General features: G+C 70.4%; 7 protein-coding genes. 3 read left to right on the top strand and 4 right to left on the bottom strand.

Annotation, left to right across the window (positions count from 1 at the left end):
* Positions 1-1,647, bottom strand: a complete 1,647-nt coding sequence (locus ACWGST_RS06285; protein WP_452045802.1) for an FAD-binding oxidoreductase — start codon at positions 1,645-1,647, stop codon at positions 1-3.
* Positions 1,648-1,667: 20 nt separating this feature from the next.
* On the opposite strand from ACWGST_RS06285, the gene ACWGST_RS06280 reads away from it, so the two are divergent.
* Positions 1,668-2,264 (top strand): TetR/AcrR family transcriptional regulator, encoded by a 597-nt coding sequence (locus ACWGST_RS06280; RefSeq protein ID WP_452045801.1) that lies wholly within the window; start codon positions 1,668-1,670, stop codon positions 2,262-2,264.
* On the top strand, positions 2,231-3,901 hold the full coding sequence (locus ACWGST_RS06275; RefSeq protein ID WP_452045800.1) for a glycerol-3-phosphate dehydrogenase/oxidase: 1,671 nt from the start codon (positions 2,231-2,233) through the stop codon (positions 3,899-3,901). The genes ACWGST_RS06280 and ACWGST_RS06275 overlap by 34 nt, the downstream gene beginning before the upstream one ends.
* Before the next feature lie 78 nt (positions 3,902-3,979).
* On the opposite strand, the gene ACWGST_RS06270 is transcribed toward ACWGST_RS06275, so the two are convergent.
* The 3 genes from ACWGST_RS06270 to ACWGST_RS06260 form a co-directional block, all read right to left on the bottom strand.
* A complete protein-coding gene (locus ACWGST_RS06270) occupies positions 3,980-5,467 on the bottom strand; it encodes a catalase (protein ID WP_452045799.1) in 1,488 nt (495 codons plus the stop codon).
* A 162-nt stretch (positions 5,468-5,629) separates the two neighbouring features.
* A complete protein-coding gene (locus ACWGST_RS06265; protein WP_452045798.1) occupies positions 5,630-6,097 on the bottom strand; it encodes a Fur family transcriptional regulator in 468 nt (155 codons plus the stop codon).
* A 129-nt stretch (positions 6,098-6,226) separates the two neighbouring features.
* On the bottom strand, positions 6,227-11,416 hold the full coding sequence (locus ACWGST_RS06260) for a family 78 glycoside hydrolase catalytic domain (RefSeq protein ID WP_452045797.1): 5,190 nt from the start codon (positions 11,414-11,416) through the stop codon (positions 6,227-6,229).
* Between the two features lie 250 nt (positions 11,417-11,666).
* Between ACWGST_RS06260 and ACWGST_RS06255 the strand changes: the two genes are divergently transcribed.
* Positions 11,667-15,749, top strand: coding sequence for a family 78 glycoside hydrolase catalytic domain (locus ACWGST_RS06255; RefSeq protein WP_452045796.1), 4,083 nt, complete (start codon positions 11,667-11,669; stop codon positions 15,747-15,749).
* The last annotated feature ends 45 nt before the right edge of the window (positions 15,750-15,794 follow it).

Here is a 15,794-nt window from a genome sequence, read left to right as displayed (position 1 = left end):
TCAGTTGCTCCCGGGTTCGAGCAGTGCGCCGGGGTTCATGACGCCGGCGGGGTCGAGTTCGGTCTTGACGGCGCGGAGGATGCGCATCCCCACCGGCCCGACCTCGCGCTCGAGCCACGGCGCGTGGTCGCGGCCGACGCCGTGGTGGTGGCTGATGGTGCCGCCGCCCGCCATGATCGCGTCGTTCACCGCGGCCTTCACAGGCTGCCACGCGGCGAGCTGGTCGCCCTTCACTCCCGCGAGGATCGTGAAGTAGAGGGCGGCGCCGGTCGGGTAGATGTGCGACACGTGGCAGAGCACGAGCGACTTGGCACGCTGCCCGGCGAAGCCGTCGGTGATCGCGGCGGTCACCTCGCGCTTCAGTCGCTCGAGGTTCGACCACGTGGTCGCGGTCTCGAGGGTCTCGCAGAAGACGCCGTGGTCGAGCAGGGCGTCACGCAGGTACGGGGCGTTGAAACGCCCGTGCACCCACTCCTCGGCAGGCGCGGGTCCGGCCGAGACGCCGCCCGCCTCGCGCAGCACCTGCGCCGTGCGCGCCTGCCGTTCGGCCGCGAGTTCGGCGTCGCCCTCGAAGATCGTGATCGCGCTCGCGCCCTTCGCGAGCGCCTTGCCGATGCGCCCGACCTGGGCGAGCGAGACGCCGGTCTCCGCCTCGTCGGAGAGACGGATGACGGTGGGGCCGGTGCCGAGCTGTGCGACCCGGCGCAGGGCGTCGGCGCCTGCGGCGAAGTCGGGGAAGGTCCAGGCCTCGGCGAGGCGCGCCTCGGGCGTGCGGTGCACGCGCACCCGCACCTCGGTGATGACGCCGAACGCCCCCTCCGACCCGAGGAAGAGCCGCAGCAGGTCGGGCCCGGCCGCCGATCCCGGCGCGCGGCCGAGATCGAGCTCGCCGGTCGGGGTGGCGACGCGCAGGCCCGTCACCATCGCGTCGAATCGGCCGTTGCCGGCCGAGTTCTGCCCCGAGGAGCGCGCCGCCGCGAAACCGCCGATCGTCGCGTAGCGGAAGCTCTGCGGGAAGTGCCCGAGCTCGAACCCGTGCGCGCCGAGCCGTCGCTCGGCCTCGGGGCCGGTGGTGCCGGCGAGCAGCACGGCCTCGCCGCCCGTCTCGTCGAGCGAGACGAGCCCGGTGAGCCGGCGCAGTTCGAGCACGATCACCGCGCGGTGGGCGCCGCGCTCGGGGTCGAGCCCGCCGACGACGCTCGTGCCGCCGCCGAACGGCACGACGGCGAAGCCGCGTTCGCTTGCAAAGCGCAGCACCTCGACGACCTGGGCGTGGTCGCCCGGGGCGACGACTGCGTCAGGGGCGGCCTGTCGACGCGCGCGACGGCGCAGCAGGTCGGGCGTCGAGCGCCCGCCGGAGTGGCGGATGCGGGCCTCGTCGTCGCTCGCGAGGTGCTCGTCGCCGACGATCGCGGCGAGCGCGGCCCGATCGGCCGCCTCGAGCGCCGACGGCGCGAGTTCGACCTCGTCGAGCGCGACAGCGGCATCGGGCTTCGGAACACGCCCGAGCATCATCGGCAGCAGGGTCCGCACCGCGAGCGGCAGCTCCTTCGCCTTCGCCGGGTCGCCCCAGCCGTTCCATCGCATCGGCATGGATGTCTCGTCGCCGGCGCGTGCGGCATGTGGGGAGGTGTCTCCGTCGACCATGCGTTACAGTGTGACACATCATGGAAGATCGTCAAGCGCTCCTGCTCGACCGGCCCGTCTGGGACGAGGCCGAGACGCGCATGCTCGACGCGGCCGTCGAGCTCATCGTCGGACGCGGAGTTGGCGGGGTCACCGTCGCCGAGGTCGCCCGCAGCGCCGGGGTCAGCCGGCCTACGGTGTACCGCCGCTGGGCGGGTGCCGACGAGATCGTGCGCGCCGCGCTGCTGCGCGCGACGGTGTCGCTCATCGAGCAGTTCCCCGAGCCCGCGCAGTCACGGGCCGACATCGTGCGCGACGTGATGCGGTTCTCCGAGCTGTTCCGCACCGACCCCGTCTACGGCCGGCTGCTCGAACGCGAGCCCGAGGTCTTCACGCGCTACACGCTGCAGCGCATCGGCCAGAGCCAGCGCGTCATCCTGCAGTGGCTGGCCGTCGCCATCGCGCATGCCCAGCGGGGCGGATCGGTGCGCGCCGGCAACCCGAGCGACCTCGCCGTCATGCTCCTGCTCATCGCCCAGTCGGCGATCCTCTCGCACAACACCGTCTCCGCCCTCATCGACGAGCCGCATTGGAGCAGCGAACTTTGGCACGCACTCGACGGACACCTCCGCCCCTGACCCGCACCGGGCCCCGCACCGGGCCCCGCACCGGCCCCGGCGCGGAGCACTCCCCCGCGCTGAACGGCAGCCGGCGGTCTCGCGAGCTCGACGCGCTCGCCGCGCGCAGCGAGCCGGTCGACCTGCTCGTCATCGGTGGCGGGGTCACGGGGGCCGGCGTCGCCCTCGACGCCGCGAGCCGCGGGCTCTCGGTCGTGCTCGCCGAGGCGCACGATCTCGCGTTCGGCACGAGCCGCTGGAGCTCGAAGCTCGTGCACGGCGGGCTGCGCTATCTCGCCACGGGCGACGTCGCGGTCGCCCGCGAGAGCGCGGTGGAACGGCACATCCTGATGACGCGCGTGGCACCGCACCTCGTGCGGAGCCTGCCCCAGCTGCTGCCGTTCGTGCCGGCCGTCACCGCGAAGCAGCGCGTGTTCGGCGGCATCGGCATGGGCCTGGGCGACGGCCTGCGCATGCTCGCCCGCACGCCCGGCGACGTGCTGGCACACCCGCGCCGCATCGGCCGCGACGAGGCTCTGCGGCTCGCCCCCGCCCTGCGCCGCGAAGGCCTGGGAGGCGGAGTGCTCTCGCACGACGGCCAGCTCGTCGACGACGCCCGGCTCGTCGTCGCACTCGCCCGCACGGCCGCCGCGTACGGCGCGACCGTGCTCACGCGGGTGCGCGTCTCGAACGCAGCCGCCGACGGCGCGACCCTCGACGACACGCTCGGCGGCGGCTCGGTACGGGTGCGCGCACGCGTCGTCGTCAACGCCGCGGGCGTCTGGGCCGGCGAGCTCGACCCCGGCATCCGCATGCGGCCGAGCCGGGGCACCCACCTCGTGCTCGACGCCGCAGCGCTCGGGCACCCCGCTGCCGCCATCACCGTGCCGCACCCCGGTTCGATCAGTCGCTTCGTCTTCGCACTGCCGCAGCAGCTCGGCCGCGTCGTCGTCGGCCTGACCGACGAGGACGCGCCCGGGCCCGTGCCCGACGTGCCGGTGCCCCAGGACTCCGAGATCGACTTCCTGCTGCGTACCGTCTCGGCAGCGCTCGAGCGCCCGCTCGACCGGGACGACGTGCTCGGCGCCTTCGCCGGGCTGCGCCCGCTCATCGACACTGGCGACGACGGCTCGACCGCCGACATCTCCCGCCGCCACCACGTCGCCGTCTCGGAGGCGGGCCTGCTCAACGTGCTCGGCGGCAAGCTCACGACCTACCGGGCCATGGCCCGCGACGCGGTCGACCTCGCGTGCCGGCACGCCGGCCTCGACGACCCTGGCTGCCGCACCGCGACGCTCGCCCTCGTGGGGGCGCCCGGCTCGGCGGTTCCCCCGGCGAGCGCACCGGGGGCAACGCCGGCACACGCCCGCCCCGACGCCCGCCCCGAGCTGCCCGACTCCCTCGTCGCACGCTTCGGCGCCGAGGCATCCACTGTGCTCGACCTCGCCCACTGTGCCGACCCGGCCGAGCGCATCGCAACCGGCCTCGACGTGACGCGCGCCGAGATCGAGTTCGCGGTGCTCGCCGAAGGGGCGCTCGACGTCGACGACGTGCTCGACCGGCGCACCCGCATCGGGCTCGTCGCCGCCGATCGCGAGCGGGCGCATGCCGAGGCCGCCGAGATCGTCGAGGAGGCGCTGGCGCGGCACTCGAGATGACGCATCCGGTCAGCCGCTCGCGAACGAGCCCGGATGCTTCGCAGCATCCGGGCCCGCAGGTGTCATGCGAGCGAGCGACTACGCCGCGGCGCCCTCTGCCTCCGCGACGGCCGTCGCCTGCGCGGCACGCAGCGCGGCACCGAGCTCGGCGTCGACGTTCGCCCAGTACTGGAAGAACCGCTCGCGGATCTCGTCGATCGTGATCGATGCCGCCTGGCCGGCGAGCGTCGCCTGCAGTCGCGCCTTCGCCTCGGCCGAGTACACCTCGCGGTAGAGCGTGCCCGGCTGGCCGAAGTCGCTGTCGTCCGAGCGCAGCGTGTAGGCGGCGCGCATGAGCTCGCCGTCGCTCTCCCAGCCGCCCTCGGCGGCGGCCTCAGCCGAGGCCACGGGCCCGCCGAAGGAGTTCGGCGCGTAGACCGGGGTGGTCGGCGCGTTGAAGGCGTGACGCTGTGCGCCGTCTTGCGAATAATTGGCGACGGATGCCGCGTGCGGCGCGTTCACCGGAATCTGGTTGTAGTTCGTGCCCACGCGGTACCGCTGCGCGTCGGGGTAGCTGAACACGCGCGCCATCAGCATCTTGTCGGGGCTGATCGCGATGCCGGGAACCGTGTTCGCGGGCGAGAACGCGGCCTGCTCGATCTCGGCGAAGAAGTTCTGCGGGTTGCGGTCGAGCGTGAGCGTGCCGACGGGAATGAGCGGGTAGTCGGCGTGCGGCCACACCTTGGTGAGGTCGAACGGGTTGAACCGGTAGGTCTTCGCGTCGTCGTAGGGCATGACCTGCACGTGCAGGTCCCACTTCGGGTGGTTGCCCTCCTCGATCGCCTCGTACAGGTCGCGACGGTAGTAGTCGGCGTCGGCGCCGGCGATCGCCTCGGCGCTCTCGGCGTCGAGGTGCAGGTCGCCCTGCTGCGAACGGAAGTGGTACTTCACCCAGAACTTCTCGCCCTCGGCGTTGATCCACTGGTAGGTGTGCGAACCGTAGCCCTGCATCTCGCGCCACGACTTCGGCAGACCGCGGTCGCCCATGAGGTAGGTGACCTGATGGGCCGACTCGGGCGAGAGCGTCCAGAAATCCCACTGCATGTCGGCGTCGCGGAGGCCCGAACCCGGCAGGCGCTTCTGCGAGTGGATGAAGTCGGGGAACTTGATGCCGTCGCGGATGAAGAACACGGGGGTGTTGTTGCCGACGATGTCGTAGTTGCCCTCGGTCGTATAGAACTTCACCGAGAAGCCGCGCACGTCGCGCCAGGTGTCGGGCGAGCCCTGCTCACCGGCGACGCTCGAGAAGCGCATGAGGGTCTCGACGGTCGAGCCGGGCTGGAACACCGCGGCACGCGTGTACGCCGAGACATCCGCCGTCACCTCGAAGCGGCCGAACGCGCCGCCGCCCTTCGCGTGCACGATGCGCTCGGGGATGCGCTCGCGGTTGAACTGGGCGAGCTTCTCGACCAGGTAGCGGTCGTGCAGCACCGTCGCGCCGTCGGCGCCGATCGTGAGGGAGTGGGCGTCGCTGGCGACCGGGGTTCCGGTCTGCGTCGTGGTGTGCGTCGTGGTGGGTTCCGACATGGCGTCCTTCTCTCTTCGTTTCTTCTCTGGCGTCGCCGGCAGGGCCGACGGGGCGCACGTGGGGATGCGCCCGAGTTTCGGGGCGCGCCGGGTCGACCCGGCGCGGGATGGGAATGTCGAGGGCGGGTGCCGCCGGCTCGGGCCGCTCGGGCCGGCCTCGGCTCAGTTCGGCGCGCTGCTCACGCTGCTCGCGCTCCTCGCGCTGCACTCGGGGCAGAGGCCCCAGAAGGTGACCTCGGCGGTGGCGATGTGGAAGCCGTGCGTCTCGCTCGGCGTGAGGCACGCGGCTTCGCCGACCACGCAGCCGACGTCGAAGACCTTGCCGCAGCCCGTGCACACGAGGTGGTGGTGGTTGTCGCCGGTGCGGGTCTCGTAGAGCGCTGGCGAGCCGGCCGGCTCGATCTTGCGCAGCAGCCCCTGCTCGGCGAGCGCGCCGAGCACCCCGTAGACCGCCTGCCGAGAGGTCGTCGGCAACGCCGCGGCGACACGTGTGTGCACCTCGTCGGCGTCGAGGTGCTCGCCCGGCCGGAACGCGCCGAAGGCCGCGAGCCGCGATTCGGTGACCTTGAGCCCGGCACCGCGGAGGCGTGCAGCGAGCTGCTCGCGTTCGTCGGTGGCGTTCGTGCTCATGTCTCGAGCGTAGCAGTTGTTTTGATTTTGTCAAAACAACTGCACAGCGGCACCGAGTGCCGCAAACGCGAAGAACGGGCGGTCCGTCGGGGCCGCCCGTTCTTCGTCGTGCGCGCTACGGCACTCGAGCTACGGCAGCTCGAACGCCTGAACTTCGGCGAGCTGCAGTCGGTAGTACCCGAGGCGGCCCTCCTCCACGGTCGGGCGACCGAGCTCGGTGACGAGCACGCGCAGGTACTGCGCCTGCACGGCGTCGAACCCGTACGTCTGCGGCCGCGGGCCGGGGTCGGCCTGCCCGGTCACCTCTCGCACCGTCGTCCAGGTGGTGCCGTCATCGCTGACCTGCACCGCGAACGACTTCGGGAAGTGCGCACCGTCGGTGCCGTCGCCGGCCGTGTCGTCGGCGGTCGCGGTTCTCGGGTAGAGCACGACCGTGTTGAGCGCCTTCGGCGCACCGAGGTCGAAGGCGAGCCACTGGTCGACCCCCGTCTGCGACCGGTCGGGACCGTTCGAGGTGTACCCCTTCGCGCCGCCCGCGAGACTCTCCCGCTTGCCGTCGACGAGGTTCGCCGTGCCCCAGCCCGGCCCGGCCTGCAGGCTGGTGCGAGCCGTCACGGCCGAACCGGCCAGCACGTTCTCGGCGGCATCAAGCCCGCCGGCGACCGGCAGAATCCACACGTCCGCGATCGAGGGGTCGTACGCACCGTCGACGTCCTGGAACCGCAGTCGCACCGTGCCGTCGGCCGTGGCGGCCGAGTCGTCGACGACGAACTGGTAGCTCATCGTGCCGGCCCCGCCCTCGGTGCGCGTGTACCGCTGCTCGAACACCGTCTGGCCGTCGGCCGAGACGTCGTAGCTCTTCTGCCGCGCCGCGTCGAAGGTCTCGACCGCGCGAACCACGAACGGCTCGCCGGCCGGCACGGTGACGTCGAACTCGAACCAGCCGCCCGGGTACGACGTGTGCGTGTATCGACGGGTGAGCCCCGCCTCCACCGAGGTACCCGAGTGCTCGGACGCGGTCAGCCCGTGCGCCTGCTCGGAGGCCGCGAGACCGAGGTCGACGTGATCGACGACGACCGCCGGCGTGCTCGAGAGCCCGACCGCGAGCGTGGCCGTGCCGCGCTCCTCGGCCGAGGAGCCGACGGCCGCGGTGAGCACCGCGGCGCCTCCGGTCACCGTGTACGGCACGGTGACGTCGACGCTCGCCCGGGCGGATCCACCGCCGGCCATCGTGAACGGCACCTCGAACTCGCCCCAGCCCTCGGGTCCCTTCACCCGCACCGAGCCCGAGCGTTCGCTCGTCGTGACGTTCGCGAGGTCGACCGCGACCGCGACGACCTCACCGGGGTGCGCGCTCGCCGGCTCGACCGTGACGGCCCCCACCGTCACGGGCGCGGCGACCATGAGCTGCGCCGCCAGGGGCAGCTTCACCTCGGTGCCGTCGAATGCGTAGCCGAGCGTGCCGGAGAGGCCGTACCCGCCGGGGGCGGCGTCGGCGGGAATCGCCACGTCGAACGCGAACGTCGCCGAGGAGCCGGGGCCGTACTTTCGCTCGCCGTCGGCCTGCACGGCCGTGACCGTCCATCCGTCTGCCGAGGTCAGTTCGGCCACGACATCGCTCAGCTTCTTCTTGCCGCTGACGTCGACGACGATCTCGGCACGTGCCACGTCGCCCGGGAAGCTCCCAGCGGCGGGCGTCGTCAGCGAGACCGACGCGCCGGCCAGTGCGGCGCATGCCGCGGCCAGCTTCTCGGCAGCCGGTGCGAGGATCGCCCGGAGCGAATCGGCGGTCTCCACCGCGAGTGCGCCGCTCGCGACCTCGCGATCGAGGGTTGCGGTGATCGCCTGCATCGCGCTCAGCGTCTTGTGCGCCGCGACCGCGGTGCGGACGTCGCGCTCGCGACCCTCCTTCGCGTCGACGAAGGCGTTCCAGGTCTTGCCGGCACGACTGTCGAACGCGTCGGCGAGCTTGCCGAGCGTCGCCGCCTGCGACGCCGTCAGGGCGCCGTCTGCGTGCAGAGCCGCCACCTGGTCTTCCGTCGCGGACGCCGCGTCGCGGGTGTCGCCGAGGTGGCCGAGCGTCACGTTCTGCGCGAACGCGTACTCCCCCGACCCGACCGCGAACACGGCGTGGCCGTCGGCGTACCGCACGAAGTCGATGCCCTTCACGGATGCCGCGGGCTCACCGCCCTCGGTGACGGCCCAGCGACTCGTGGCCGGGATGCGGATCTCGGCGGTCGTGTTCGCGGGAACGGCGACGTCGAGCTGCACGGCGCCCGAGGCATCCGTTCGCCAACTCGACGCGACCGTGCCGTAGGGGGTGTCGACCGAGGAGGCGACGTGATCGATGCCGGCGCCCGTCTCGGGGGCGATGAGCACCTTGCGGTAGCCCGGCTCGAGCGCCGAGATGCCCGCCATGGTGCGGTACATCCACTCGCCGACCGCGCCGTAGGCGTAGTGGTTGAACGAGTTCATCTCGACGGGTCCGAAGGTGCCGTCGGGCATGATCGAGTTCCAGCGCTCCCAGATCGTGGTCGCGCCCTTGCCGATCTCGTAGCCCCACGAGGGGTAGTCGGTGTTCTGCAGGAGGGTGTAGGCGATGTCGGTACGCCCGATCTCGGTGAGCGCCGGCAGCAGTCCGTCGACGCCGAGGAAGCCGGTCGACAGGTGGTTGTTCCGCCGCTCGAGCGTCTCGACGAACTGCGCCGCGACCTGCTCTTCGAGCCCGGCCGGGATCAGGTCGTTCGTGATGGTCAGGATGTAGGCGGTCTGCGAGTCGCCCCGCACCGTGCCATCTGCGCCCACGAACGCCGCACCGTATGCCGCCTTGATCGCCTCGTAGCGCTCCATGTAGAGCTGGGCGTCGTCGTCGCGACCGAGCGCCGCCGCCATCTCGGCGAACTCGCGCGTGCCCTTCGCGACGAAGGCGGTGTCGATGACGGTCGCCGGGGTGTCGTCGTCGAGGTTCAGCCAGTCGTTGTACCCGCCGACGTTGCGGATGTGGCCGGTCGACGTGGCGTCGAGGTAGTCGACGTACCGCTTCATCGAGTCGTAGCTGTCGACGAGGATCTGCGTGTCGCCGTAGGCCTGCCAGAGCGAGTACGGCACGTGCACGCCGGCGTCGGCCCATCCGGCCCGGCCGTAGCCGCCGTCGAACCGTCCGGGCACGACCGGTGCGACGCCGGGGAAGGCGCCGTCGGCGCTCTGCGTGTCGCGCAGGTCTTGCAGCCACTTGGTCAGGAACAGCTGCGAGTCCATGTTGTAGTTCGCCGTGTTGGCGAACACGTTGATGTCGCCCGTCCACCCCATGCGCTCGTCGCGAGCCGGGGTGTCGGTCGGAATCGAGAGGAAATTGCCGCGCTGGCCCCACACGATGTTGCTCTGCAGCTGGTTCACGAGCGGCGAGGAGGTCTCGAGGGTCCCGGTGGAGTCGTTGTCGGTGCCGACGACGACGCCCGTGATGGCGTCGGCGGAGGGCGCCTCGGCGACCCCCGTGATCTCGACGTAGCGGAAGCCGTGGAAGGTGAACTTCGGCTCCCACGTCTCGGCGCCGTCACCCGCGAAGGTGTAATAGTCGGTCGCCTTCGCCCCGCGGAAGTTCGCGGTGTACAGCGAGCCGTCGGCGTTCAGCACCTCGGCGACGCGGATGCGGGCGGTCTGCCCGGCCTCGCCCTTCAGGGTCACCCGTGCGTGGCCGACCATGTTCTGGCCGAGGTCGTAGACGTGCACGCCGTCGGCGGGGCTCGGCAGCTCGGTCGCCGCCAGCTCTTGCGTGACGCGCACCGGCGGGTCGATCTGCGGCTCGAGCTTCGTGGTCGCCGAGGGACGCTTCACGACCTTCGACCACTCGCCATCGTCGTAGCCGGCCTCCGACCAGTCTCCGAGCGATGCGGCACGACGGGCGTCGTACGTCTCGCCGTCGAGCAGGTCGGCCGAGGTCGTGGCACCGTTCGTCGTGCGCCAGCCGTCGTCGGTGGCGATGAGCTGCTCGGAGCCGTCGGTGTACCGGATGCGGAGCTGGGCGATGAGCGAGGTGTCGCTGCCGTAGACCGAGTCGCCGAACATCGCGACGTTGCCGGCGTACCAGCCGTTCGCCACTTCGGCGCCGAGCGCGTTGCCGCCGGCCTCGAGCTGCTCGGTGACATCGTAGCTCTGGTACTGGATGCGGGTGTTGTAGTCGGTCCATCCCGGGGCGAGCTGCTGGTCGCCGACCGGCTCGCCGTTGAGCTCGAGCTCGTACACGCCGCGAGCGGCGGCGTAGATGCGCGCGGACTCGACCTGCTTGTCGACGTCGAACTCCGTGCGGAGCAGCGGCACGTCGGCGCCGAAGGCGAACCACGGCTCGGTGTTGCCCGCGACGAGGAGCTTGCCGTCGGCCACCGTGCCCGAGGTGAAGGTGCGGTCGCCCGACGGGAACGTCGTGTCGACCAGCACCTCGCCGGATTCGGACGTGACCTTCACATCGGAGACGAGGCCGGTCTCAGCGCCGCTCGTGCGGAAGCCGACGAGCCCGGGCGCGGTGTGCGCCGTGACGGTGCGCGAGTCGAGCACCACGCCGTCGACCTTCGTCACGACGGTCGTGCCGTCGACGGTGATCGCGTATTCGTGCTCGGCGGCGAAGTCGAACCCGGCGGGGAACGGCGTCGCCGGCAGCACGGCGAAGCCGCCGTTGGTCTTCACGTGCGGGCGGAGCGAGCCCTCGCTCTGACTCAGCTGCCACATGTACGCGTTGCCGCTGTCACGGCCGCGGAAGTACACACCGAGCGCGCCCGAGATCTTCGACGCCGTGAACGTCATCGTGGAGTCGGTCCACTCGGCCGGGATCGACGTGTCGGCGCCGATCCAGTCGGCGCCGGCCCAGTCTCCGGCCCCGGCGAGCGCGGTCTCGAAGGTCGCGACGTCGCTCCACTCCGATTCCTGATCGCGACCGTCCCACACGCGCACCTGCCAGGCGTACTCGGTCGCCGCCTCGAGGTCGGTGCCGCCGAACGGCACGTCGACCGAGGCATCCGATGCGACCTTGCCGCTGTCCCAGACGTCGGGTTGAGACAGACCGCCCTCGCTCGTCGCGACTCGAACCTGGTAGGCGGACTGCATCGCACCTCGACTGCCGGAGGTGAGCTGCCAGCTCAGTCTCGGGGCGGTGAGCGGGATGCCGATCGGGTTGGCGGCCGAGTTGGCCTCGAGCGCCCCGACGGCGACTCGATCGGTCTGTTGCGTCGCCGCGACGGCCGGAGCCGGTGGTGCGGTGAGCACTGATGCGAAGACCGAACCGGCGATGAGCACACCGGCCGCGGCACTGCGGAAGTTGGGTCGCACGCGTTTCTCCTCTTTGATGAAACGATTCATTTTGTAGCGAACAGTCAGGAGCCTATCCATCCGGCAATTCCGCGGTCAACCCCTCGACGGCAAGCCGCCCGCCTCGACGGAGATCTCGTGCGCTGTTCTGGAACTCAGAACAACCACGACGCGGCCTTGACGACCTGCCGATTCGTCGCCTAGCATTCGGACGCGACATGAATCGATTCAATATCATTCAATCCGTCGCAGACAGTCGAAGGAGCCTGTTGTGACCTCACGGATCATTCGTGCGACGACCATGTTCGGCATCGTGTTCGCCATCGCGGTCGGCACGCTCGCCCCGGCACCCGGCTCGACGGCCATCGCTGCCACGTGGGACGAACCCCAGGCGCCCACCGAGTTGACCATCGGCCAGCTCCCCGCTCCACGAGACGTCGCCGACCTCGACGCACCGCTTCTCGGGTGGCAGGTGCGCGCTGCTCGGCAGTCGGCCTACCAGGTCCAGGTCGCCGACGACGTGGACGCGCTCGATTCGGCGAGCGTGTGGGACTCCGGCAGGGTCGAGTCCACGGCCAGCACGAACATCCCGTACGCAGGGCCGGCTCTCGAAGCGGCTGAAGGCTACGTGTGGCGAGTTCGCACCTGGTCGGGCGACAGCGCGTCCGAGTGGTCGGAGCCGGCCCGATTCGGAACGGCGGCCGGCACCGTCTGGGGTGACTCGACGCCGATCTGGCTCGGATCGACCGGGCCGACCTGGGCCGACTACACCGTTGAAGGAAATTTCAGGATCACGGCGCAGAACGCCACGATCGTCCTTCGCGCACGCGACGCGAGCAACTACCTGATGTGGCAGTTCCGGGGGAACGGCGTGAACACCCTCGCCCCGCACACCCGTGTCGGTTCGACATTCACACAGCTGAAGTCCGTCCCGCTCGGGAAGACCCTGGCCAACGACACCGCATACGCGTTCAAGATCGTCGCAAGCGGCACGACGATCACCACGTACCTCGACGGCGTGCAGGTCGACGTCACCACCGTCGGCTCGACGTTCTCGACCGGTGCCATCGGCTTCCGCACGGGCGGGAGCGAGAGGAACACCTGGGACGATCTCCTGGCCACCGCTGCCAACGGCACGGTGCTGTATCAGAGCACGTTCAACGCACCTTCGACCGACTTCACCTGCGGCACCGTGGTGGACGGCCGACTCGCGATCGGCACGAGCCAGAACTGCGTCTACGGTGTGCTTCCGACGGACTGGGCGCTCCTCCGCGGAGAGGTCGACCTCGAGGCGAAGGACATCGCGTGGGCGACCGTGTACGCAACGGCGGCGTCCACCGCACCGGCTCGTCAGTTCGTCTACAAACTCTGGATCAACGGGTCCTTCGTCGGGCTCGGCCCGACGCTGCCCATCGCGTCCGAGACGCGATACGACGGGTTCGACGTCACCAGCCTCGTGAGGAGCGGCGAGGCCAACACCCTCGGCGCGATCGCCTACACGACGTCGGACAAGCGGTTCCAGGCCTACCTCGTGGTCGAGTACGCGGACGGATCGAAGCAGACGTTCGGCACAGGACCGGCGTGGACCGCCTACAGCGGCGCCAACATCTACCCGGCGGTCGGGAGCATCGGAACGTCCTACTTCGTCGCGCCGAAGGAGAACATCCAGGCGGCTGGGTTCCCGACCGGTTTCGACCAGCCGGGATTCGACGACTCCGCGTGGACGCCCGCGACCGTCAAGGACGCGTTCTCCGACCTGCAGGCCACGCCGACCGCGAAGGTCGAGCATCAGCTGAAGTATCCCGAGAGCGTCGTCGAGAAGTCTCCGGGCAACTACTTCATCGACTACGGGCGAACGTGGATCGGCGGCCTGAGCCTCGACGTGGAGGGGGCTGCCGGGCAGGTGCTCGATGTTCGCTTCGGCGAGGCCCTCTCGGCCCCGCAGACCGTGCGGTTCGCGATGAACACCGGCAACACGTATCAGGACAAGTGGACCCTGAAAGCCGGACCCCAGCACCTGGAAACGTGGGGCATGCGCGTGTTCCGCTACGCGGAGGTCCTCGGCGCGCCCAGCGGGCTGACCGCCGACGACTTCCCGGCACTCGCACAGGTGTATCCGTACGACCCCGATGGGGCCCACTTCAGCTCGTCCGACAGCTCGCTCAACCAGGTGTGGGAGCTCTCGCGCCACACGGTCGATGCGACGAACCACAATCTCTACGTGGACTCCTGGACCCGTGAGCGGGATGCCTACGAGGCCGACTCGTACCTGCAGATGATGGCGAACTTCTTCGTCTCCGACGACCCGACCCTGGGCAACTACTCACTCGAGTACCTGCTCACCGGCCGCACCTGGCCGACCGAGTGGCCGATGTACACGATCCTCGCCTTCCACGACAGCTACCTGCAGACCGGGGACACCGCGGCGCTCGCCCGGAACTACGACGCCCTCAAGCAGAAGCTTCCCGACGAATGGCTGGAAGCGAGCACAGGGCTGATCCGCAAGAACACCGGATCGAACGGTTCGAGCAGTTGCACCGACTGCGACATCGTCGACTGGCCCGCGAGCGAACGCGACGGGTACGTGTTCCGCCCGTACAACACCGTGATCAACGCGATCGGCCACCAGAGCTACCGCGACATGGCCGACATTGCCCGAGCACTCGGAAAGGACGCAGACGCCGAGGCGTTCACGGCCACCGCCGACCGGCTCCGCCAGGTGTCGAACGAACGTCTCTTCGACCAGGCGACCGGCGCCTACCGCGATGGGCTGAACGCCGACGGCACGGCGGTGAACCACTATGCGATCCAGGCGAGCGTGTTCGCAACCGCATTCGGCCTCGCGGATGCGAACCAGGCATCGCAGACCGCGGAGTACATCCGCACCCGCGGCATGGCCTGCAGCGTCTACTGCGCCGCGTTCGTCATCGAGTCCCTCTACAACGGCGACCGCGCCGACGTCGCCCACGCGCTGCTCACCAGCACCGGGCTCCGGAGTTGGATGAACATGATCGCCAAGGGGGCCGGCGCGACGATGGAAGCCTGGGACCCCACCCTCAAGTCGAACCTGACCTACTCCCATCCCTGGGCCGCGTCGCCGGCATACAACGTGCCGCAGGGCATGTTCGGAATCCAGCCGACGACCCCCGGGTACGCGACGTTCGACATCCGCCCGCAGCCTGCGTCGGTGGAGTGGGCGGGCGTCAGGCTGCCGACACTCAAGGGATCCATCGGCGCGGCGCACCACACCGTCGGCGACCGAACCGACGTCGGTGTCAACGTCCCCGGCAACACCGTCGCGAGGGTGTTCGTGCCCGGCGCCGCCGAGGAGTCCGTGCCGATCGTCTACGTCGACGGCATCGAGACGCCGGCGACGTACGAACGCGGCTACCTCCGCGTCGACGATGTCCCGGCCGGATGCCACGTGCTGAGCCTTGCTCCGGGAGATGGCCCCGGCCAGGACGAGCACCTCACGAACATCTGCCCCGACGGCTACATCGCTCCCGATCTCACCGCCCCGGTCGTGTCGCTCGCGACCGATCCTGCCGCACCGTCGGGCGACAACGGGTGGTACACGGGTGCGGTCAACGTGGCGGCGACGGCCGCTGACGAGGCATCCGGTGTCGCGTCGCTGGAGTACGGCGTGGAGGAGGGGTCGTGGACGAGCTACTCCGAGCCGCTCGCCGCTCCCGAGGGTGAGACGACCTTCCTGTTCCGTGCAACGGACCGGGCCGGCAACGTCTCGGTGACCGAGGCGGTCACGATCCGCCGAGACGTCACGGCGCCCGGCCTGGCCTGGGTCGGCGACCTCGCCGACGAGTCGAGTCACGTGTTCGGTTCCGTACCGGATGCCCCCACCTGCGAGGCGACCGATGCACTCTCGGGTGAGGCGGGATGCGACGTGGCCGGATTCAGCGCTGAGGTCGGCACGCACACGCTGACCGCGACGGCGCGGGATCTCGCAGGCAATCAGACCGCCGAGACGAGAACCTACACGGTGACGCCGTGGACCTTGACGGGCTTCACGTCTCCCGTCGACATGGACGGGGTGCTCAACGTCGTCAAGGCGGGCTCGACCGTGCCGCTGAGGTTCGAGGTGTTCGCCGGTGATCGGGAGTCGACCTCGACGGATGCGATCGATGGGCTGCGCACCGTCCAGACGCCGTGCCGGTCGGGCGCCTCGACCGACGAGATCGAATCGACCGTCGCCGGCGGCACCGACGTGGTCTATGACTCCGACGCGGGCCGGTTCCAGTACAACTGGAAGTCGCCGAAGGGCGCGACCGGCTGCGTCAAGCTCATCCTGAGCACCGTGGACGGGTCGGAGCTGACCGCACTCTTCCAGTTCAAGTGACGACGGGTGCCCGAGTGGTGAGAACAGGAGCGGGCGGCCCGATCG

Source organism: Agromyces sp. NPDC055520 (assembly GCF_053619715.1).
Note: the sequence above shows the minus strand (reverse complement) of the source record. Positions and strands in the feature narration are given on the sequence as shown.